This is a genomic window from Microbacterium daqui, assembly GCF_050408675.1.
In the GTDB taxonomy this organism is placed as follows: domain Bacteria; phylum Actinomycetota; class Actinomycetes; order Actinomycetales; family Microbacteriaceae; genus Microbacterium.
The window spans coordinates 53,075-74,683 of the sequence record NZ_JBNTKF010000002.1; the positions used below are offsets into that span (position 1 = coordinate 53,075).

The 21,609-nt window shown below is 64.8% G+C and carries 14 protein-coding genes; 10 read left to right on the plus strand and 4 right to left on the minus strand.

What is annotated here, in order from left to right; genetic code table 11:
* Nucleotide 1 precedes the first annotated feature (1 nt).
* From ACQUSY_RS01590 to eccCa, 5 genes are all read left to right on the plus strand, one after another.
* Entirely contained in the window at nt 2-1,699 is a 1,698-nt protein-coding gene (locus tag ACQUSY_RS01590) for a DUF5684 domain-containing protein (protein WP_428902777.1), read from the plus strand.
* Nucleotides 1,700-2,593 (plus strand): hypothetical protein, encoded by an 894-nt coding sequence (locus tag ACQUSY_RS01595; RefSeq protein WP_428902778.1) that lies wholly within the window; start codon nt 1,700-1,702, stop codon nt 2,591-2,593.
* Between the two features lie 141 nt (nt 2,594-2,734).
* Nucleotides 2,735-4,099: a hypothetical protein gene (locus ACQUSY_RS01600; RefSeq protein ID WP_428902779.1), complete on the plus strand. Its 1,365-nt coding sequence runs from the start codon at nt 2,735-2,737 to the stop codon at nt 4,097-4,099.
* A 32-nt stretch (nt 4,100-4,131) separates the two neighbouring features.
* Nucleotides 4,132-5,985, plus strand: coding sequence for an RDD family protein (locus tag ACQUSY_RS01605; protein WP_428902780.1), 1,854 nt, complete (start codon nt 4,132-4,134; stop codon nt 5,983-5,985).
* Complete coding sequence (gene eccCa, locus ACQUSY_RS01610; RefSeq protein ID WP_428902781.1) at nt 5,982-9,941, plus strand: type VII secretion protein EccCa; 3,960 nt, start codon at nt 5,982-5,984, stop codon at nt 9,939-9,941. Before ACQUSY_RS01605 ends, eccCa begins: the two co-directional genes overlap by 4 nt.
* Before the next feature lie 374 nt (nt 9,942-10,315).
* Here eccCa and ACQUSY_RS01615 read toward each other — a convergent pair whose 3' ends face one another.
* The 4 genes from ACQUSY_RS01615 to eccD form a co-directional block, all read right to left on the minus strand.
* Nucleotides 10,316-12,466 carry an HNH endonuclease signature motif containing protein gene (locus tag ACQUSY_RS01615; RefSeq protein WP_428902782.1) on the minus strand — a complete coding sequence of 717 codons (2,151 nt, stop codon included), beginning with the start codon at nt 12,464-12,466 and terminating at the stop codon, nt 10,316-10,318.
* Nucleotides 12,467-13,149: 683 nt separating this feature from the next.
* Nucleotides 13,150-14,310, minus strand: coding sequence for a S8 family serine peptidase (locus ACQUSY_RS01620; protein WP_428902783.1), 1,161 nt, complete (start codon nt 14,308-14,310; stop codon nt 13,150-13,152).
* Between the two features lie 247 nt (nt 14,311-14,557).
* The gene (gene eccB / locus ACQUSY_RS01625) at nt 14,558-15,898 is read right to left on the minus strand and encodes a type VII secretion protein EccB (RefSeq protein WP_428902784.1); all 1,341 of its coding nucleotides are present in this window, start codon (nt 15,896-15,898) and stop codon (nt 14,558-14,560) included.
* Nucleotides 15,899-15,901: 3 nt separating this feature from the next.
* Nucleotides 15,902-17,239 (minus strand): type VII secretion integral membrane protein EccD, encoded by a 1,338-nt coding sequence (gene eccD, locus ACQUSY_RS01630; protein ID WP_428902785.1) that lies wholly within the window; start codon nt 17,237-17,239, stop codon nt 15,902-15,904.
* A gap of 272 nt (nt 17,240-17,511) precedes the next feature.
* On the opposite strand from eccD, the gene ACQUSY_RS01635 reads away from it, so the two are divergent.
* The 5 genes from ACQUSY_RS01635 to ACQUSY_RS01655 all read left to right on the plus strand — a co-directional run bounded on the left by ACQUSY_RS01635 (nt 17,512) and on the right by ACQUSY_RS01655 (nt 21,605).
* On the plus strand, nt 17,512-17,832 hold the full coding sequence (locus ACQUSY_RS01635; protein WP_428902786.1) for a WXG100 family type VII secretion target: 321 nt from the start codon (nt 17,512-17,514) through the stop codon (nt 17,830-17,832).
* Nucleotides 17,833-17,862: 30 nt separating this feature from the next.
* A complete protein-coding gene (locus tag ACQUSY_RS01640; RefSeq protein WP_428902787.1) occupies nt 17,863-18,153 on the plus strand; it encodes a WXG100 family type VII secretion target in 291 nt (96 codons plus the stop codon).
* Between the two features lie 83 nt (nt 18,154-18,236).
* Entirely contained in the window at nt 18,237-18,701 is a 465-nt protein-coding gene (locus ACQUSY_RS01645; RefSeq protein ID WP_428902788.1) for a hypothetical protein, read from the plus strand.
* Nucleotides 18,701-20,020: a S8 family peptidase gene (locus ACQUSY_RS01650; RefSeq protein ID WP_428902789.1), complete on the plus strand. Its 1,320-nt coding sequence runs from the start codon at nt 18,701-18,703 to the stop codon at nt 20,018-20,020. Before ACQUSY_RS01645 ends, ACQUSY_RS01650 begins: the two co-directional genes overlap by 1 nt.
* A gap of 10 nt (nt 20,021-20,030) precedes the next feature.
* The gene (locus tag ACQUSY_RS01655) at nt 20,031-21,605 is read left to right on the plus strand and encodes a hypothetical protein (protein ID WP_428902790.1); all 1,575 of its coding nucleotides are present in this window, start codon (nt 20,031-20,033) and stop codon (nt 21,603-21,605) included.
* Nucleotides 21,606-21,609: the final 4 nt, after the last annotated feature.

A 21,609-nucleotide genomic window follows, 5' to 3' on the forward strand; every position in this document is an offset into this window, starting at 1 on the left:
CATGGATTACGGACTAATTGTCGCGATCTACGTCGGTACCCTCGTCGCCATTCTCGCGGTCTACGTGTGGATGGGTCTGGCGTTGTCTGCGGTGTTCCGCAAGGCGGGTGCGCCGGCGAGCCACGCGTGGATTCCGATCATGAACATGTTCACGCTGGCGAAGATCAGCGGGCGCGCGGAGTCACCGTGGCTGCTGTTCATCCCCTTCTACGGCATTTACGTGCTGTACCTGTTTGTTGCGGGCGTCTCGAACCGCTTCGGGCGTTCGAACGGTTTCGGCGTTTTCGGCACCATCTTCTTCCCAATTTGGGCTTCAATTTTGGGTTGGGGTTCGGCGCGGTGGGTTGGTGCTCCGGTCGGTGGCTTCGGTGCTGCCGGTGTCGCGGGTGTTCCTGGCGCACCCGGCGTTCCCAATGCTCCGGGCATCGCCATCCCGGCGTGGATGACTCAGCAGTCGGAAGAGCCTCAGCCGAATTCTGAATTGAGCTGGCTCGATCAGAGTCGGCCGCATCGTCAGGCGGTTCACCCTGACGCGCCGTCGAGCAGTACGTGGGATCCGTTCGCTCCGCTCGGTGTCACACCGCCGCCGGCACCGGGGCCGGTTACTCCGCAGATTCCGGCCCCGCCGGCAACCCCCGTGGCACAACCGGAAACACCGTGGGTGGCAACGCCGTCTGCTCCCGCAGTCAGCGTTCCGCCCGCTCCTGACGCCCACCCGTTCGCGCCGCCGCCGGCTGCGCCCGCAGCTGCACCCGCTGCATCTGCCGCTGTGCCCCCGGTACCGCCGAAGCTGCCCGCCGGTTTCGGCAACCCGGGTTCCACGCGCATGCACGAGGATTCTGAGGTCGTCGCACAGGCTCGTCGCGCACAGGCCATGACCCCGCCGCCGCTGCCGCCGCGCCCCGAAAGTTTCGATGCCCCGGCAACGCCCATCGTGGTTCCGGGCGCCGCGAATCTGATTCCGGCACCTCCCGTGCCGCTCAGTGGTTCCGTTCCGGTCGTTGAGGGTACGCCCTTCGAGGATTCGGAGTGGATGCAGAACAGCCTCAGTACCGGAATTGCGAATGTCGCGATCCCGGTGAGTGCGAGCGACAGCGTGAGCACGCAGGAAATTGACGACGATCAGTGGGCTCCGCAGTTGCGTCGCGAGGCGGCTCCCGAGCCAGCGAATGATGAGCAGTGGGCCAATTCGGCGTCGATTTCTGCCGTTTCGGCGATTGAGTCGTCGGTTGAAGTGAGTGCGGTTGCGGCCGTGCCCGATGCGGGCATGCCTCGTGCTGCGCGCGCGTCGGTTTCGGCACACCACGCGGACGCCGGTGTGCCCTCGGAGGATGGCATCGACGACCAGACGGTCGTTGCGTCGCGTCGACGTTCCACGTGGAACCTTCATCTTCCGGTCGGCACGAGCGTCGCTTTGACGAGCGACTACGTAATTTTGGGGCGCAAACCCGATGACGAGCCGGAATTCCCGTCGGCCCAGCTGATTTCGGTGGCTGACGGCACCCGCACGATTTCGAAGACGCACGCTGTGCTGGCGCTCGTTGACGGCGCCTGGACGATCACCGACCTCGGTTCGACGAACGGCGTTGTGCTGATTGATGAAGACGGCAGCGAGCGTGAGCTTGAGCCGCACCAGCCTGCCGTGCTGACGAAGCGCTTTCTGCTGGGCGATGCCGAACTGACCATCGAGGCGGAATAAGTGTCTGACGCAGCCGGTCCCCGTCGTCGCTCGACGCATGTGTCGAGCGACGCTATTGACGACGTTGACGAGCAGACGTTCATTGCGGCGCGTCGGTCGAACTCGGCTGTGCTCCCCGAGCCGGTTGCTGATGACGAAGATCTCGACGAGAACACGGTGATCGGCACACGTCGGTCGGCTGTGCCGTCGGAGCCGGTCGCCGATGATGACGATTTCGATGAGAACACCGTGATCGGGTCACGCCGCTCAGGCGCTGCCGCAGAATTCGAGGCCGCCCCCGAAGTTGACGAGGCAACCGTCATCGTACGGCGCCGCTCTTCGGCCGCCAGCCCCGAGGTTCCGGAACCCGCAGACCCCGACGCCACTGAACCTGGCGAGCCCGACGATATCGGGGCCACCCAATTGGGTGGGCGGCGCGCGGCGCGGTTAGCGGCAGGTGAGCTGCTTGAGCCGACCGATCCGGGGCAGCGTCGCGCACAGGTCGACGATGCCACCGCGGTTAGTAAGCGTAAAAGCGGACTCGAGGCGACGATCAAGTCGCTGCGCAAGCCGAAGATCAACCCGCCCGCGAAGATCGAGACCCTGTCGCTCGCGAATCGGCGCACGACGCAGATTCTTGACGACGCCGGGCAGCGGGTGTCGCGTGAGGCGTTCACACCCGAAGAGGCGATCCTCAAGGCTCCCTATAAGCCGCGCAAGCAGACCATCATTCCGGTCGTGCATCTCGATCGGCAGCTGGACACTCGTCCGCCCAAGCCCTTCGCCGAGAGCATGACGGCGCTCGCTCGCCAACGGTCGGCTGCGCGTCGTCGGGTGGCCGTCATGGCGGCGGTTGGCGGCGGAACCATCGTGCTGTCTGTGGGCGGAATTATCGCCCTGCTGCTGCTCGGTTAGACGGCTGTCAGAAAGGGCTTTTCCCACGTCCGCGCGGGTGCGGGGATGCTAGGGTCGTTCTGTTAGGTGCGGTATCGCAGTTCTGCACCGACGTGAAGGGGGCTTGGTGTCTTTTGTGAACCTTGACACTGACCTACGCCCATGACTGCCCTCATTCCTGATTCTGAGCAGCGCCGCATCGGTATTCGCGTGGGCGAGCATCGGCGCGACATCATTGCGCCGGAGTCCATGCCGATCATTGACGTGTTGCGGGCGAGTGGCGCCACGATGCGCACTTCGCAACGTATTTATCGCGAGCGATCGGGCGAGTTCGTTGATCCGCGCAGCAGGCTGGGCACGCTCAGCGACGGCGATGTGGTCGCCATTGTCGACGCTGTTGCGCCGCAGCGCAAGCACCGCCCGGTCGATGAAGCCGTGCAGAGCAACGCGATCTTCGCGTGGTGGCTCATGGGTGTCGCGGGGCTCGTCTCCGGTGCCATCTTCTTTGTTGCCCCAGCGACGCAACCTGCCGGATGGTTCCGCGCCCTCTTCATCGTGTTGGTGGCCGCGAGCGTCGTGACTTCGGTGCTGTATGTGCGGCGGCATCGCACCGACAAGGTGGCGCGGGGTGCGTTCGCGCTGGGGCCGGCCGCGTTGGTTGCGGCGTGGGCGGTCACGGTGTCGTCGCCGGCGCAGTTCAGCCCGATCGTCACGCTCATCACGATCAGCGTTTTCGAGGCGGTTTTCTTCTCGCTCATTGCCGTGCTGGCGCGGTATTCCGCCGAGCGGGCGCAGCTCAATTCGCTCGGAGCGGTCGCGGTCGGCGTCGCCCTCGTACTGACCGTTGTGCTCGTGCTCAACCTGCGCGGTGTTGTCGCGGCCTGCATCATCGTGGGTGCTGCGCCCCTGCTGTTGCGGGCGCTGCCGACGACGATGATGCACGTTCCGCCCGGAATCTTCATCGACTTCGCCGAACACCAAGAGGCGCGGTTTGCGGTTCGTGAGGTGATTCCGACGGCGATCACGACCGTCGATATGAAACGCGTGACCGACCTGGTGACGCGTTCGACCGCCCGCATGCACGTCATCACGATGGCGGCATGTGCGCTCGTGGTCGTGAGTCTGCCGTTTGTCGTGGTTCCGCTCGCGACCGTGCCGATGATTGAGTTCATTGGTCGTGTGGTGCTGATCGGTTGCCTCGTGCTGACCCTTTCGCTTGGTGCGCGGCGGTTCTCGTCGCGGGTGCTGAAAGCGTCGATGCGGGCGACCGCGTTTTTTGCCGCGCTCATCACGATCGTCGTGGTGTTGTCCGGTTTGTCAGAAGTAGCGCGCTGGAGCGTTGCCATCGGCTGCCTGCTCGGATGCCTCGCCATTGCGGCGTCGGTCATCCTGCTGGCCCGCGGCGCGCGCAGTGTGTATTGGTCGCGGTTCGCCGACATCGTGGAGGGTATCGCGCTGGTCTTCGCGTTGCCCGCCGCTTTCGTCGGTGCCGGGCTGATCCAGGCCGTGCAGGGGGCGATGAACTAATGCAAGCTCAGGTGTGTTGGCAGTGCGGTTCTATGCTGCAAACCGGAACCATGGTCTGCCCCGTCTGCGGTGTGCAGCAGCGTTCGCAGGCGGCTCCGGTAGACATGCAGGGCGGGTATCCGGGGTATGCGCGGCAGATGCAGCCGGCTGTACCGCAGCCTGTTGGTCAGCAGCCGGCGCAGCAAATGGTTCCGCAACCATCGGCGCCACCGATGTCGTACGGTGTCTCGAACACCGACAGCGCTCCGCCCAGCAGCGGACGATCGGCCCAACGCATCGCGTCAATGTACTCGCTCGGTGACGCCTTCGTGGGTTCGCCCGCGAGTGTCGGCAAGCGCATGTTGTCGCTACTCATTGACCTTGTCGTGATCGCCGGTGTCGGCGTCGGTGCGTGGCTGCTGTCGTCGTCGTGGACTCTCGGCGTCGTCGCCGGTCTCGAAGTCGCCATCATCTTCACCGTGACGCAGGCCCGCACCGGTGCGAGCCTCGGCAAACTTGTCACTCGTACGCGAGTCTCGCGGGCGGATTCCCCACAGTCACCCGGACTCGCGCGCGCTGGCGTGCGTTCGGCGATCACGGGTGCCGGCGCGTTGCTGGCCGCTGTCGGTGCGTTCATCGTTGAGTTGACGGCTGCGGCCGATTCGTCGGGCAAGCGTCGCACGATCGCTGATCGCGCGGCTCGCACTGTCGTGGTGTCGATTCCGACCGAACAGGCGCGTATCGAGGCGGAGGAGGTCGCCCAGGAGGCGGCGCACTCCGAGTACCTCGCGACGCTGTCGGGTTCGGGTATGGAACTTGCGGGAGGTGTTGCGTCGGGTGACGTCGCCGCTGAGTCGCCGATGATGGGTGTCCGTTCTGCTGAGTTGGGCAGTGGGCAGTCGGGTGGTGCGGCCGGTGCACCTAGTGCGGCTGTACCTGGTGTTGGCGGGGTGGGCATTCCCGGTGCGGGTGTTGGCGCCGGTATGCCCGGTGCTGGGGCGTCAAGCTCCGGTGTCCCTGGCCTCGGTCGATCAGGTGCTGAGATCGAAGATGCTCCCGGCCCCCGTCGTTCGTCGGGCGGTGCTTCGCCGGCTGATGCCGACCTCGATTCGGTCGGTCCCCGTCGCACGCTGTCTGGTGCTTCGCCGGCCGACCCAGACGCGTCGGGTCCGCGTCGCACGGTGTCTGGTGCGTCGCCTATTGACGCCGACCTGGACTCGGCTGACCCCCGTCGCACATCTGCTGCGGTCGGCGATGAGTCTGACCGTGCTCCCGGCCCGCGCCGTCGCCGCACGGCTGCTGGTGTCGACGAGCCACAGCCAGCGGTCGCCTCGGCTGCCGAGCAATCTGCAGTTCCGCCGAAGTCGGGCAGCGCGGCACCCGTAACCCCGTCCGCTCCGGCTGACGGACGGCCCGCCTCGCAATCGCCAGCCGTTGTTCCGGTAACCCCCGTAACTCCGGCGATTCCGGACGCGCCGGCAACCTCCGTAGACCGTGCCGGCCAGCCCGTGGTTCCGGCAACCCCAGCCGCCCCGGCGGAGCAGCCACGGCGCAGGAGCTCCGGCCAGACGGTTCTCACGTTCGACACCGGTCAGCGTGAGGTCGTCGCGGCGAACAGCATCGTGGCGCTCGGCCGGGCGCCGAGTGCGACGGGCGGCGAAGACCAACTGATCGTGGTGACTGACTCGTCGACGACGATTTCGAAGAATCATGCGCGCTGGGAAGAGGATCGCGGAGGCGTGTGGGTGACCGATCTCGGGTCGACCAACGGCACCGAACTCATGTACGCCGACGGTCGCACCCAGGTGCTGACCCCCGGCGTGCGCACTTCTGCTCAGGGTGTCGCGCGCATTCGCCTCGGCGATCGCACGTTCACGATGAGCCCGCTGAACGGAGGTTCCGCATGAGCCGCGGTTCTCGACTGACCCCGCCACGCATGCCCTCGGGCAAGGTGACGCTGGAAGCTCCCCCCGAGCTTCAAGAGAAGGAGGCCGGGGGCGGCCTCATGACGTCGCTGCTGCCGATGGTGGGTAGCCTCGGAGCGGTCGTCATGGTTGTCACGATGAACCCGAACCCGCGCGGATTCCTCATGGGCGGCATGTTCTTGATGTCGGCCCTCGGCTTCGTCGCCGTGAACGGATGGCGTCAGCGTGCACAGCGCAACGCTGAGGTGCTGACGGCCCGCCGCGCATACCTCGCATACCTCGGCGAACTGCGTGAGACGGTGCGCACCGCCGCCGACCAGCAGCGCAAGCACGGCAACTGGGTTTCGCCGGATCCGTCGACGTTGACCTTCTTGGTGGAGGAGGGTGCGCGCGTGTGGGAGCGGTCATCGACCGACGATGACTTCTTGCTCAGCCGTGTCGGAACCAACGATCAGCCCCTATGTTTGGCGCTCGAGGCGCCGCCGCTGCCGTCGCTCGCTTCGCTCGACCCGGTCGCGGCGTCGGCGGCGCACCGCCTGATGCTGACGCACGAGATTCAGAAGGATCTGCCCGCCGTCGTGTCGCTGACCGACTATGCGCGCGTTGAGATCGTCGGCAATAACGAGGACGACGTTCGTGCGCTCGCGCGTGCGATGACGATGGGCATCGCGACGTTCCACGCGCCCGAAGACGTGCTGATCGCCGTGGTCGCTGACCCCGCGTATATCGAGCACTGGGAGTGGATGAAGTGGCTGCCTCACGCTGCGTCGCCGCGTGCGCGGGACAAGGTCGGCCCTTCTCGTATGGTGGTGTCCTCGTTCGATGAATTGCGTGAGCTGTTGCCCTCCGATATCTCTGAGGCCCCGCGCTTCGCACCCGACGTTCGTCAGGAGCGCCACGTCATCGTGCTTGTTGACGGAGTTCCCATTCCGCACAACGAGCCGCTCATTGGTTCCGACCCTCTTGCTGGCTTCACCGTGCTGGAGATGCCGGCGATGTGGGAGACGCTGGAAGACCCGCGCCGCATGCGCATTGCTTTCCCGTCGACGGGCAAGCAGGGGGAGCTGGTTCGCGTGCGCACGCGCGCCGAGTTTGTGAACCCGGATGCGATGTCGCTCGCCGAGGCTGAGGCCGCCGCGCGTCGCCTGCTGCCGCTGTATTCGGCCGAGCCGGTGGCTACGGGCGAAGACCAGCGCATCGTCGGTCAGGCCGAACTGACCGACCTGCTGCACATGCCTGACGTGCGCGAGATTGACTTCGACAAGGCGTGGGCGCGTCGCCCGAAGCGTGATCGCCTGCGTGTGCCGATTGGTCAGACCACGGATGGCCTGCCGATTTACCTCGACTTGAAGGAAGCCGCTGAGCAGGGCATGGGCCCGCACGGTGTGCTGATCGGTGCGACCGGTTCGGGTAAGTCTGAGGTGCTGCGTACGCTGCTGCTGTCGCTCGTGCTGACGCACTCGCCCGAGCAGCTGAACCTGGTTCTCGTGGATTTCAAGGGCGGTGCAACGTTCTCGGGCATGTCGGATATGCCGCACGTTTCTGCCGTGATCACGAACCTCGGTAGTGAGGTTGGTCTGGTTGATCGCTTCCAGGATGCGCTGACCGGTGAGGTCGTGCGCCGCCAGGAGCTGTTGCGTGCCGCGGGCAACTTCGCGAACGTCAACGACTACGAGAAGGCTCGTCGTAATGGACGGACCGATTTGGAGCCATTGCCTGCGTTGCTGATCATTGCGGATGAGTTCTCGGAGCTGCTGGCTGCGAAGCCCGAGTTCGTGGAGAGCTTCATCAACATCGGGCGTGTGGGTCGTTCGCTGCAGATTCACCTGCTGCTCGCGTCGCAGCGTCTGGAAGAGGGCAAGTTGCGTGGTCTCGACACGTACCTGTCGTACCGCGTGGGCCTGCGTACGTTCTCGGCGGCCGAGTCTCGCACGGTGCTGGGTGTGCCCGATGCGTACACGTTGCCGCAGGAACCAGGTGTCGGCTACCTGAAGTCGGACCAGGAGACGATGACGCAGTTCCGTGCCGCGTATGTTTCTGGCCCACCGAAGACGGTTATGAAGCACGGCAAGCAGGAGGAAGAGGTCGTGCACGACTTCTCGCGCGATATCGCCCTGTTTACCGCGAGTGCACAGCCGCTGGATATTGAAGAAGACAGTGATTCTGCTCCCGTTGCACCGCAGGGGCCGGTGGAAGAGCGTGCGACGATCGACATTGCCGTGTCTCTTATGGCTGGGCGGGGGCCGCTGGCCCACAAGGTTTGGTTGCCGCCGCTGAAGGTGCCGGCGACGTTGGATCACCTGATGAGTGATCTGACCGTTGACCCTGCTTTGGGTCTCGTGTCGCCGACGTGGCGCTCGCGGGGTGACCTGACGGTTCCGCTCGGCATCGTGGATATTCCGCTGGAACAGCGTCGTGAGCAGTTGACGGTTTCGCTCGCTGGTGCGGGTGGAAACATGCTCATCGTCGGTGGCCCGCTCAGTGGCAAGTCGACGCTGTTGCGTACGTTGGTTGCTTCGCTGTCGCTGACGGCGACGCCGCTCGAGGTGCAGTTCTATGTGCTCGACTTTGGTGGCGGTAGCTTCATCGGTATGCGCGATATGCCGCATGTCTCGGGTGTTGCGATGCGCACCGAGGAGGAGGCCGTTCGTCGTGTGGTCGCCGAGGTTGAGGGCGTGCTGAATACGCGCGAAGTTTATTTCCGCGATAACGGCATCGACTCGATGGATACGTATCGTCGCCGCCGTGCCGAGGGCAAGGTGGATGACGGCTACGGTGATGTGTTCTTGCTCGTGGATGGCTGGGGCACGCTGCGTAGTGAGTTTGAGGTTCTGGAGCAGCGCATTCAGGGGATCGCGGCTCGTGGTCTCGGTTTCGGCGTGCACATCATCGTTACGGCGAACCGGTGGATGGAGATTCGTGCGGCGCTGAAGGACTCGATTCAGACACGTATTGAGCTGCGTTTGGGTGACCCGACGGACAGTGAGATTGACCGCAAGATCGCGGTGAACGTGCCGGCGAATGCGCCTGGTCAGGCGTTGACCGCTGGGAAGTTGCATGCGCTGACAGCCTTGCCGCGCATTGATGGTGATCAGCAGGCGTCGACGTTGGCGGATGGTGTGGAAGATCTGGTTGCTCGGATGAACTCGGCCTGGAAGGGGCCGCGTGGTCCGAAGCTTCGTCTGTTGCCGACGATGATTTCGCTGGACGAGGTGCGTGCGCTGACGTCGCCGGATGATCCGCGCATTCTTCTCGGTGTCGAAGAGACGCAGTTGTCGCCGTTTGGTTTGGATCTGCGTAATGAGTCGCATCTGTTCTTGTACGGTGATTCGGACTCGGGTAAGTCGTCGTTCTTGCGTGGCATTGTTCACGAGATCATGCGGTTGTATACGCCGGATCAGGCGAAGATCTTCATGATCGACTATCGTCGTGCGAACCTCGGTGAGGTGCCGGCGGAGTACCTGGGTGCGTATCTCACGTCTCATGACATGGCGACGAGTGGCATGCAGGAGCTGGCTGCGTTCTTCCAGTCGCGTATGCCGGGGCCGAATGTCACTCCGGAGGAGCTGCGGAATCGCTCCTGGTGGAAGGGTGCTGAGGGCTTCATCCTCATCGATGACTACGACCTGGTGTCGACGAGTCAGGGTAATCCGGCTGCCGTGCTGCAGGGGTTGTTGGCGCAGGCGAGTGACCTTGGTTTGCACGTTGTCGTTGCCCGTCGTTCGGGTGGTGCTTCGCGTGCCGCGTTCGATCCGATTCTGCAACGCTTCACCGATCTCGGTGTCACGGGTATCTTGCTCAGTGGTTCGCCGGAGGAGGGCGGTCTCATCGGCCGTATCAAGCCTGTTCCGAGTGAGCCCGGTCGTGCTCAGGTGGTCAGTCGTGACGCCGGTCACTTCGCCGCGCAGTTGGGTTACGTGCCGGGACAGAACGGATAGTCGGAACCGCGGGTTAGTTGTCGCCCGCGGTTCTCGTTTGTGCTCTTGTCGGTTGGATGAACGTCACGAGACGAATTGCATCGCCGTATCGCGCGTTGAGCGAGGACGCGTAGCGCCCGGGACGAAACGCATCGGCTGAATTGAATCGGCCGGGCTCCGGTGGTTGGGTTGCGACGGTGGAACGGCGGATAGTGAATCTCCGGGCCGTCCCTGCGGGTCGGCCTGCCAGACCCGCCAGTATTCCCTCCGCCATCCGCCGCTCCTTCTTGGACCGGCTTGCGCTCCCGAGATGGTTGGTTTGGTGCGTCACGGAGATGGCTCGATTCGCGAAGCGCGCGGTGCCGTCTGCACTACATGCCTGATGGCACGGGGGTCTACTGGCGTATCGGGTACGCGTTGCTGGGGAGTGTGATGTAGCCGCGTCGGCGGGCAGAGTCGTGCCGTGCGGGCCGCGACGGTGGAGCTGTGGCCGGGGAAGTTGAGGGTGGCGACGAGGGCCGCCGATCCGAATTCGGCGGGTTGGACGCGGTGTTGGCCCGCGATCGCCCGCCTGATGAACCACTGCCCGGCCGGCCTGCGCTTGACGTGCCGACGCCTGGCCGAACTGTGCCGGACGAACTGGTTCCGGACGGACCCGTGCCGCGCGGTGCGGGGGTGTTTCGGGTGGGTCGGGGCGTGCGTGAGCCCGATGGTGGGGAACCGGCGCCGCCGGTGGGCCGGGTGTTCGTGCGGTTTGGCCGGAATTGGCGGTCGGGGAGGGTGAGGTGGTGCCACGCGTAGGTTAGTGGGGCGCGGGGTGGGAGGATCTGGGGTGGGTGGTCGGCGTGGGTGAGGATGAAGTCGCCTGTGCCTTCGCGGGTGATGCGCCAGTGGTTGTTGTGCAGTGTGAGGTGGTGGTACTGGCAGAGCAGGATGCCGCGGTGGATGTCGGTGTTGCCGCCTTCTTCCCACGGATCGATGTGGTGCGCTTCGCAGTAGGAGGCGGGGCGTTCGCAGCCGGTCCAGCGGCAGCCGCCGTCCCGGGCGGCGAGTGCCATGCGCTGCTTCGCGGTAAACATTCGCGACGTGCGGCCCAGATTCAACGGGTTGCCGTCACCATCAACGAGGATGCGGGTCGCACCAACGTCGCAGAGGTGTTGGTCGGCGATCGTGCCGGGCAGCGTGCCGAGACCATCTTCCGCATGCGCAACAGCGGCACGCTGACCATCGTCCGTGACGACCTGCACGAGACGAACACCAGCCTGACGCGTGCCGAACACCGACTTCGCGTCGGCGAGGATCCCGGCACGAAAGATGTCGGCCATGAGGTCGTGAGCGAGTTGATCGGTGCGGCGGGGATCGTTCGCGAGCTCTTTCGCCGCCGCATCCTCCGCAGAGTCCACGAACCTCGGGCCGCCGGTGCGAGGGCGAAGGGCCGCGTCGAGGGCGGCCTTGACGGCAAGGCCGGTGATGTCGTCCATGATCCACGTCGCACTCAGCGCCCCGGTATCGAGCTGACGGATACGAAACGCGCGCGCTTCATACCGCTGCGCAAACCGACGCTCCGCACCCTCCGGGTCGAGAACGTCGCGCACGGATCGGGCGTGGGCTTGGAGGTCGCTGAGCATCCGCACCTGCGCCTCCGCAATCAAATCAACCGCAGCCTGCCGCCACGCCTCCCGCGTCAGCAAATCGAAAGCATCAGCGTCGTCGCGAGTCACGGCCGCGCCGTCGTCGCCGACGAGGGGCGTGAAGTCATCGTTCACGGGATTACCGTTGACGTCGCGTTTGATCTGCGGCGGTTCACCGAGGGCAGCAGTGATCGCGTTGAACTGCGAACCACTAAGCACACCCGACCGATTCGCGACCTTCAACGCGTCATCCCACGGCAGCAGCGTCTCATCAACCTCGTCATCGAGGTCGGCGTCTTCGCCGCTCTCCCCGCGTGCTTTCGCTTCAGCTTCGGCTTTGGCGCGTGCTTCAGCTTCGGCGACGGCTTGCGCTTCACGCTCCGCATCAGTCGTCGCCCCATCCGGACGCGCCGCCGCACCGGTGACCTCCGTCACACTTTCAGCGACATTAACGAGACGCGTGGCCTCAGCCTTGCTGATGCCGAGGTCTTCTTGCACCATCGAAACCGCCGACCGGTGGCCCCGCTTCGCCGCGAGCCCACCATGACCAAACTCACGACTCGACCGCGCCGCAACAATACCGGTCATCGACTGCATCATCGCAGCCCACCGCCGGTTCACCGCAAGCATCTGGTCTTTCACAACCAACAACTGCTCATCACTCAGCGCACCCAACCGGGCAGCAAACTCACGACCCGCAGCCAACTCGGCCGCATCACGTGTGGCATCAGAATCGCATTCAGCCGCAGAACTACGCCCTGTGCCGCCATGACGCGTCGCAGAATCAGGGCCGGTCGAGCCCGTATCAAGCCCGGCACTGCCGCCATGGGGAGCGTCGGCATCACGCCCAGTCGAATCACTCTGACGCCCGCAGAGCGCGGGGATCAGAGTTTCGAGACCAGTGGTGATTGCCATGCTCTATTCTCGCACTACTGTTCTAAACGTGTCAATAGCTTTCTGAAATGAATTGGTACATATTTACCAATCTGGTGTCGAGTCTGGGGGAGGTTGGCTCAACGACTTGTGCGTTGGTGCCTGGTCTACCGTTTCCGCATGCTCAGGTGGCACGTTCGACGGGATTGTGGAGACGTACCTCAATCAGCACGGGTGGGGAGGAAGCGCCGACGTGCACCGATGCGGGGTGCATGGCCAACCGAGCGCCGGGTACGCGGCCGAGTGGAGAGTCATGGGTCGCGCGTCCAGGCTCAACGAGCCGCTGGGTGGTGCCGGGCTGTGCTGGTCAGGGCGACGCGGCGTGTGCGAGTGCGCGAGGGAGCAGGCATGTGCTTCGGAGCCCAGCCGGGTTGATGGTGAGGCGTCGAAGGAGTCGACGGTGCGCTGCGATGGCCCTGCGCTGGGGTGCGTGGTTGAGCGGAAGGCTGCAGACGGCGCGTATTGCCTCGGGCGCTGCGCGTCCCCGTCCCGCGGCCGACACGACCAGAGGCCCTCACCCAACGGGTGGTGAGGCTGCGCACCTCCGCCCAACGCGCGACACGACCGGCCCCCACTCAACGGCCGACACGACGAGGCCTCCGCCCGACGCGCCACACGACGAGGCCCCCACCCAACGGGCGACACGACGTGCCACCCCACAAAACCTACCGCCGCACCCCGCGGTTCCTAAACGCCACAACAGACCCCACAAGCGCGAGAGACGCAAAGGCGCTCACGCCGATCAGCACGACACGATCCAGGTCAACCTCGTGCTGATTTCCGGGAGGCTCAACGGCGATCGGAACCTCCGGCTCAGCCGACTCCGACGCCTCAAAGAAGGGGGATTCCGGGCCACGCGTATCCGGCCCGAGAACAGCGGTCAGCGCCTGGAAAGGCTGCACAACGCCCCAGCCGGACACATCGGTGCGCTGGTCAGGATTACCCCGCAGCGCGGTCGCCGTCAAGCGGTAGGTCCATTGCTCCGGGGTCTCGTCTGGATACGCCGCCGCAACCAACGCCGCGACAGCACTCGCGTACCCGGTCGCATAGCTCGATGCCGGCGCATCGGTGGCGTACACGCAGTCGCCGGTGTTCAAACCGAGCGTGAGCACGTTTTGTCCGGGCGCGGCGAGATCAACGTGCGCACCGTGCACGCTCGCATCCGTCACCATATTCCCGGGCACCGACGCTGCCGTCACGCCCAGCGCTCCCGGCGACGCAGCCGGATACCGCAACTGCGTGGTTCCGCCCGCCGACAAATCGAGCGAACCCTTGACATTGCCCGCGCTCGCCACGACGAGGCTGCCCTTCGCCGTCGCATACGCGACCGCGCGGTCGATGTCATCCGACGCAGACTCGCTCGAAATCGCAACATTAATGATCTCCGCGCCCGCATCAGCCGCCGCGCGAATACCCGCAACGAGCCGACTCGTCACCAGGCCGTGCCCCGCCTCAGCGGTGCGCTCATCGGTGCCCGCATACACGCGCACCGGCAAAATCTTCACGCTCGGCGCGAGCCCCACGAGCGACGACGAATCCGTCGCGCTCGCCACAATCTGCCCGGCAATCGCGGTGCCGTGGCCGTACTGGTCGGTCCACCCGTTCTTATCGGTGCCGTCCTCGACAAGATTGATGCCGGGCAGCAGGGCCTTTTCAAGGCGGGGGTCGGAACCATTGACTCCGGAATCAACGATGGCAACAGTGACGCCGGAACCACGGGTGACGTTCCAAGCGGCCGCCACCTGCATCGCGGCGAAAGTCGGCATTCCGGTGTCAAGCCGGATGAACGACGGATTGCCTTCGTGGCACGAGTCGCCCTCCGCCATCGGCCGAATCCCCGAAGCTAGCGCGCCCGAAGCCGCCGAACCCGTGCCCGAAGCCGCCGCGCCAGCAGCCAACGAGCCCGAACTCGAACCCGCCGAGCCCGAGAGTACCGAAGCCCCCGAACCGCCCCCGAAACCAACCGCCGCAGCCGGCCCCGCCGACAACGCCACCATCGCCCCAACGGCCAACCCAGCAACGACCCCGCGCACTCGCAAACGCACCCGAGACCGAAGCAAGACCCCTCGCACGCTACCCGACCGAACCATCGCTGCGCGCTCCGGCGGCGGCCTGCGTCAGATCCGGACCACCGTGAAACAGCTGAATCCACGGCGCCAGCGCCAATCCCACGTCCTCCGGCACATATCCGAGCTTCGCGAGAATGTCAGCGTCCGCACCCGGCACCGCATAGCTCGTCGCGGTCGAGTCGATGAGCAGCGTCACGGCGCCCGCCTCCTGACCGAATCCGGCAACGTTCACGAGCGCACCCATCGACGGCTCAACGATCGTCTGCCCAGTCAATTCTTCTGAGGCCCCCACCGATGCCAGCACCGAGGTCGGGGTTCCGTCTTCGTCAACGGTCAGGGCGCACGGCGCCTCGGTAGCCGGCATCATCCCAAAAGTGGCGCGCGGCCAGTCGGCCGACGTGACCGGCTTATTCGAGTTCGGCATCGACGAAATCGCCTGGCTGTCTACCTCAAACGTGCGGTCTGCCGAGTACGACGACCCCTGCTGATACAGCGCGAACGCGAGCGGCGACAGCTCGGCGAGCGACCCGTCTTTCAGCACCAAGAAACGCATCGACGCGTCGGTCGTGGTGGTGAAAATCACGTCTCCGACGCGCAGGTCCGAGTCGGGCAGCTTGTCGCCCGCACCCGGCGTCGTGAGCGGCGCGAGCGCGTCGCCCTCTTGAAAAAGGTTGAGCCAGTTCGTCGTCACAACGTGTTGGGGCGCGGAACCAAGACCCAGGTCGCGAAGGATCGCATCAGCATTCGACGCGGGCACCTCCATACGCAGCCCACCCGAAACCACAAAGAATCGGCCTTCGAAGGTCACAACGGCGGCTTCGTCAACCGCGGCACGGTCAGCGATCGGCGTCGTCAAAATACGCGTGTCAATCGCGCCCTCGTCGGCGACGCACGCCGTCCAGCCCGTGTTCACGAGCTTGTCGGGGGAGGGGACCGTGTCGGGCGCACCCGGAATCCCAATCGTGTCGCGCACCGGAATACCCGTCAGCAATCCGCCACTCACCACAATGGGGTTGGCAGAAGCGTCAGGCTCAATCAGCAGGCGGGCGCTCGCGATGTTGAGCACTGGCCACAACTCTTCGTCAATCGTGACGTAGCGCGAGCCCGTCGATTCGTCGATGATGAGCTGCCCGTTGCCCCAATCCGACGGCAGCCCCTTCTGCAGCATCGACATAAACAAACCGACCAGCAGCACGACTACCGAAAGCGAGATACCCGCAACCACTCCGCGCAACGGCTTCGCTGGTTCCAATTCGCGTCCGCCGGGCGCCCCGCTCACGAAAGCCGTCAGCAGGCGCCGGCGAGAAAACCCTTGAGCGTCGAGAAGATCGCTTTTACTCGCCACGCGCTACACCAGCCCCGACGCGATCATGCCCAGCGGCAGCACGCCCGCCAGCACAATGACCTCGGCCGTGTCGGCGAGTCTCGCGAGCCGCAACCGCGCGCGCGGCGACAGCACCGTGATCACGATCGTCGCCCCGGCAACGCTGGCCAGAACGACGAGCATGACCGGAATCAGCTCAGGCTGCGACAGCGCCGCCACAATCGACGTGACCGCAATACCCAGCGCACCCAGCACGAGCAGCACGAGCACATGCGAGCGCGCGAAACTCATGCGCGCAGGGAACATCAGCCCGACAAACGCGAACGCGCACAGCAGCACCGACCACCCGTTGCCGGTCGCGACGAGCGGCGTCGCAAACAGCATCGCAAGCCCCAACGCACAGCGCAGTGCGGTGAGCGACTGGTGGCCGGTCGCGGTCTTCTTGTACACCGTTTCAGTGTTGATCGGCACCGGGTCAGCAAAAACTTCGGCATCCGTGTGCGGCGAAATCACGCGGATCTGAGTGGAACCAAGAGCGAGCCACGGCAGTGCGTTCGCCAATACGGCGGTGACGGCAAGCATCACGGTGTACGACGCGAACGCCGACGAGGGCCACATTGCGGCAGCGACGCCGGCGAGGCCGATGGCGCCGCCGGTGATGAGCGGAACATATTGCACGCTGGGGCGAATCGGGTTGAGTGCCAGCGCGGCGGCACCACCGATGACGGCACCGCCACCCGCGGCGGCCATCGGCCAGCCCCAAAAGCCTGCGGACTCCGGAACCGCGAGGTACGCCGTGAGGGCGCCGAACGCGGCAGCGGCAAGACCGAGGGCACTACCGGATTCACCTTCTCCCATGCGGGAGACAAAAGCGCTGACGGCCAGCAACAGCACAAAGCCGCTGCCGCCGATGATGAGGGGGAGAAGTTCGCCACGTCCGCCGGTCAGCAACAGCACCGCACACACGGCAACAAAGCTGAGCGCAATCGCGAGTGCGGTGCGGGAATTGTCTTTTGCGCTCCACGGCTGCTGGGCGCCGGTCACATCAAGCACGGCCTCGACGATGTCGTCATACACGCGCGGCGTCTCAACGAGACCGCCGCGGCTCAGCGTGAGAACGTCGCCACTCTCCACGTCTTGATCGCCAGCGCTCATGGCGGGCTTCAACGGGGTTCCGTCAACCCGCTGCAAAACGTAACCGGTCGTCGTGATACGCGCGTCAAGCAACCCCAAATTGCGGGCGAACGTCGGCATGACCTCGATCAGCGGAACCTGGCGGGGAATGGCGACATCGAGCCGTCGTCCTTCGCCCACCACCGAGATGCGCAATAGGTCGGTTGGTGCGGTTTGCGCCTTGGCCACGTGGAGTCCCCTCTTCCCATGGTTTTCGCGCGTATCTGCGAGCGCGCGAAGGTACCGTGCACAACAATACCTATGGTCTTGCACGTTGGCCACGAACCGACTAACCAAGCACTCCCGTACCTGGATGCGAGCCGTGAATGACCCAAGATGAGTGAACTCTAAGGTTATTTGGCTTGGTTCGGGCCCCCATGCCCCCGTATTGTTTTGGCTGTCAGACGACAGACAGCGATCGCACGCTGTTTGCATTCGGGGATATTGAGGGGAAGTTCAAAATGGTTGAACGCATTTCTGCCGAGGCGGGAGCGCTTGTTGCTGGTGCACAGGCCGCCGTCGAAGCCAAGCAGGAAATTGTGCAGCGCGTTAACGCTGTCCAGTCTGCCGCCAGCGGTACGCGTGGTGCATGGTCGGGTCCGGCCGCACAGCGCTACTACCAGCTGATCGACAACTGGGAGCTGGAGGCGAAGAAGATCGCCAACATTCTTGACCAGCTCGAAGAGTCGCTCCGCCGCACCGCCGGCGACCAGGCGTCTGCTGACGAGTCCTTCCAGGGCACGATTGGCAACCTCGGTTCGATGATGGGCGGCGCGTCCTAAGGGGCGCCCGGAGACTAAGGAGAGATTCTGATGGATTCATTTTCCGTAAACCCCGCCGCTCTTGAGGCTCTCGCAACCGAGATCCGCAACAACGACCGTCGCATTGACGCCGCGCTCGCTGAGTTGCAGAGCAAGGTCAACCGCCTGAGTGCTGCGTGGGATGGTGACGCGAAGGCTGCGTACGCCACCGCTCAGGCTCAGTGGACCCGCTCGATCACGGCGATGAACGTGCTCCTGGCACGCATCTCGACCGAGACGACGAACATCCAGCAGGGCTACATGCAGCAGGACCGCTCATCGGCAGGTCGCTTCGGCGCCTAACTCGCTGAGTCACCTTTTATCGGTGGGGCGGGCGCTGTGGCGCTCGCCCCATCGTGCGTCAATAAAGATTGAGGGGATCTGAAATGGCACACCACATTGCGTTTAATCCGGACTCCGTTCGTACCGCGATGAACAATCTCCTACTGGAGATGGACAACGGCGGCGAGGGTTCGCTCAACAACATGCCGACGAACGTGCGTAGTTACACGATCAACGGCCAAGAAGACTCCGACGGCGGCATCACGTCGCTGTCAAACCTGCGCACGAAGCTGCACATGTCGCTGTCCGCACGCTCGCAGGAGGCAACAACGTTGCAGACCGAGCTCCTTGCGGCCCTTGACGCGCTCGAGCGCATCATTGCCGACCTCAACGCGCGCGAAGACGACCAGTCGATGAAGTCGGCGAACATGCTGGAGAACGTGCAGGAGTTCATGACGAACACGATGGCTGAAGCGCCGTCGGGTACGAGCTCGGGCGCCAACCCGACGCGCGAGCAGATCAACGCCGCGGGTGGTTTCGAAGCTGGCACCGGAAACATTCCACTTTGATGCCAATAACACATCAGCGCTCACCCCGCACCCGGCTGAGCGCTCTCACACTGACCGTGGCTTTCGCCGCGGCCTTTGTGGCGCCTGCGGTCAGCGCGCCAGCGCCGGCAACCGCAGCAATTGACGCAACGGGGTGGTGGTATCCGGCAATGGGTATCGATGATGCCCACGCAGCTGGCTGGACGGGCGAGGGCGTGAAAATCGCCGTCATCGAATCACACTTCAACCCGGAAGCGCCCGCCGTTGCCGGCGCGAATGTGACGGTGAATCAAAGCTTCGAGTGCGGTGGCACGCCGGGCGTGACCACCGAAACAAGCGAAGATGCCTTGCACGGTGTCGGCGTCGTGCAAATGATCGTAGGGCCCTTCGGGCTCGACGGTGATATCGGTGGCATCGCCCCGAAAGCTGCGATTGAGGTCTTCACCCTGGGCGGCCCCGAGTGCCTGGTGACCGACATTGACGACAACGATCAGTCGCCGCTCGGGCGTGCGATCGTCGGCGCGGTCGATGCCGACAACGACATCATTTCGATTTCAGCCGGCCAAACCCCGTTCGCGGGTGACTACGCGGCCATCGCCTACGCGATTGCGCACGATGTCGTGGTTGTTTCGTCGTCGCCCAACAAACTTGCGCAGCAAGACTTGCTGTTCCCGGTCGGCGCTAACGGCGTCGTGTCGGTTGCGGCCGTGGCCCAGAACCTCGATCTACTCAACGACAACGGCACAACCGTCGTGACCCCGGAGATCACGGTTGTCGCACCCGGAATCAACATCGGCTCCGTCGGCAAACCGGGGGATTGGTCAGGGCTGTCAGTAACGAATGGTTCGTCGACCAGCGCGCCGCTGGTTGCCGGCGCCCTCGCGCTCACAAAGCAGAAGTACCCGGACGCGACGGGCAATCAGCTCATCCACGCGCTCATCAACTCGACGGCGAGTGCGCAGAACGAGTTGGGTCGCGACACGGTCAACGGATACGGCTACGGCCTGATCTCACTCGCAGCGCTTCTGGCGTCTGACCCATTGTCGTATCCCAATGAGAATCCGCTGATGGATAAGTCACTCGGACTCCCGTCACAATCTGACGTCGACGACGTGAAGGGGATCACGCCGCCGCCGACGACAGCGCCAGCGGAGAGTGCGTCACCGGAGCCGTCGAAGACGGCTGATGACGTAGAAGCGGAACCATCGACTCCTGAAGAGAGCGGCCCCGATGGTCCTGGGGCACTGCCCTGGCTCATTGGCGGCGCGATCATGGTTGTCGGTGTCGGAGTAATTGTTTTTTCTGTCATGAGGTTCCGGCGCGACGCCGGACGGTCTTAAGGGGGCTGTGATGTCACAGGGCATATGGGAACAGAGGTTGCGTGAACTGTCGTGGTGGAACGTTGATGTGCGGCTGACGCACAACCAGCGCATCTCCACCGCGCTGGACGCGCTGTCGCGGGAGCTGGCAAATGCCATTCCCGACGATCTGAAGGGCGACGTGCGCGTTGCCGCAGATAACGCGATGAACGAAGTACGAAACAAGGCCATCGCGCTGGCGACGAGGCTGAACACCGTTGACTCGACGGTGACAAACGCCAATGAAACGCGCCGCGATCTCGCGCAGCGCGGTATTTCTGAGCTCGACAACTACCCGAGTGAGCTGTCGCCATGGCAAGAAGCCCTTGTGCGCGGCGCTGTCGCCGGGAGCATGCTTCATTTCGGACCGCTCTCGTGGATTGCCGGCGAGGGCGTAACATGGTCGATCAACAACTACTTGGCAAACGCTCGTGAGGCTGAGGCTCAGCGTCAGGTTCGTAAGATCAGCGACGCAATGGACCGTTACACCTTCGACGGCGTGGCTCCCGGCGGCCCGAGCACGACCGACCAGAACGACCGCGAAGACCGTGGCGGCGGCCCCGGCCCGTCGTCATACGACATGATCCCGGGCTCGGACTACAACCCGATCAACAACGTGACCAACCCGCAGGGTCCGAACGTTGGCGACCCGCAGAATCCGAACATCCCCGACCTGCCGTTCTACGGTCCGTTTATTGGGCCCAACCCGAACGACCCCGACTTCGACCCCGACAACCCGGTGTCTTGGAACCCGCAGCCGTGGAACCCTGAGCTTCCTGATTGCCCGCCGCCGCCGAATTGGAACGACGACAACGGCGGCGGCGGTGGCGACGGCTACAACCCCGACTTCGGCAACTCCGGCGACCCCAACTTCAACTGGCCTATCGGCACGGCCGACCCGCCCTACGTCGGCTGGACGCCCGATGACCCGACCGGCAACGGCTCCAACACGTGGCCGCGCCCCGGTGGCATTGGTGGCCCGGGTGTTCCCGGCGGCCCCGGCGGATTCGGTGGCGGCGGTGGTGGCGGCGGATACGCCGGCGGAACCGGTGGCACTGGTGGCGGTAGCGCCCTCGTCGGTGGTGCCGGCGGCGGTGTCGCCCTGGGTGGCGCCAAGTTGATGGCCGGTGCCCGCACGGGTGCGGGCCTTGCCGGTGGCGGCATGATGGGTGGCGGCATGATGGGCGGTGGCGCGGCTGGCGGTGCTGGTCGTGGTGGCGCTGGTGGTGCCCGCGGGCTCAGTGCCGGTGCTGCGAGTGGCGCAGGCCGTGGTGGCGCAGGTGCAGCCGGTGGCGCTGCCGGTCGCGGTGGCATGGGCGTCGCGGGTGGCGCTGCTGGTCAGGGCTCCGCATCTAAGGGCGCCGGAACCAGGGGTGGCGCGGGTCGCACCGGTGCCGGTATGGCTGGTGGTGCTGCTCAGAACCGCGACTCCGACAAGAAGAAGCGCGGCGTTGGCATGGGTGCTGGCATCGTGGCTCCGTCGCTGGACGCAGACGAAGAGATTGGCGCACGTTCGCAGGCCGCCGAGGCTGGCGGTCGCGCGGCATCTCACGACTTCGACGCGTAAACGA

Excerpts from the sequence above, each read along its gene's own strand:
- ACQUSY_RS01590 (WP_428902777.1), top strand. The coding sequence starts at position 2 with ATGGATTACGGACTAATTGTCGCGATCTACGTCGGTACCCTCGTCGCC.
- ACQUSY_RS01600 (WP_428902779.1), top strand. The coding sequence starts at position 2,735 with ATGACTGCCCTCATTCCTGATTCTGAGCAGCGCCGCATCGGTATTCGC.
- ACQUSY_RS01605 (WP_428902780.1), top strand. The coding sequence starts at position 4,132 with ATGCTGCAAACCGGAACCATGGTCTGCCCCGTCTGCGGTGTGCAGCAG.
- eccCa (WP_428902781.1), top strand. The coding sequence starts at position 5,982 with ATGAGCCGCGGTTCTCGACTGACCCCGCCACGCATGCCCTCGGGCAAG.
- ACQUSY_RS01615 (WP_428902782.1), bottom strand. The coding sequence starts at position 12,466 with ATGGCAATCACCACTGGTCTCGAAACTCTGATCCCCGCGCTCTGCGGG.
- ACQUSY_RS01620 (WP_428902783.1), bottom strand. The coding sequence starts at position 14,310 with ATGGCGGAGGGCGACTCGTGCCACGAAGGCAATCCGTCGTTCATCCGG.
- ACQUSY_RS01635 (WP_428902786.1), top strand. The coding sequence starts at position 17,512 with ATGGTTGAACGCATTTCTGCCGAGGCGGGAGCGCTTGTTGCTGGTGCA.
- ACQUSY_RS01640 (WP_428902787.1), top strand. The coding sequence starts at position 17,863 with ATGGATTCATTTTCCGTAAACCCCGCCGCTCTTGAGGCTCTCGCAACC.
- ACQUSY_RS01645 (WP_428902788.1), top strand. The coding sequence starts at position 18,237 with ATGGCACACCACATTGCGTTTAATCCGGACTCCGTTCGTACCGCGATG.
- ACQUSY_RS01650 (WP_428902789.1), top strand. The coding sequence starts at position 18,701 with ATGCCAATAACACATCAGCGCTCACCCCGCACCCGGCTGAGCGCTCTC.
- ACQUSY_RS01655 (WP_428902790.1), top strand. The coding sequence starts at position 20,031 with ATGTCACAGGGCATATGGGAACAGAGGTTGCGTGAACTGTCGTGGTGG.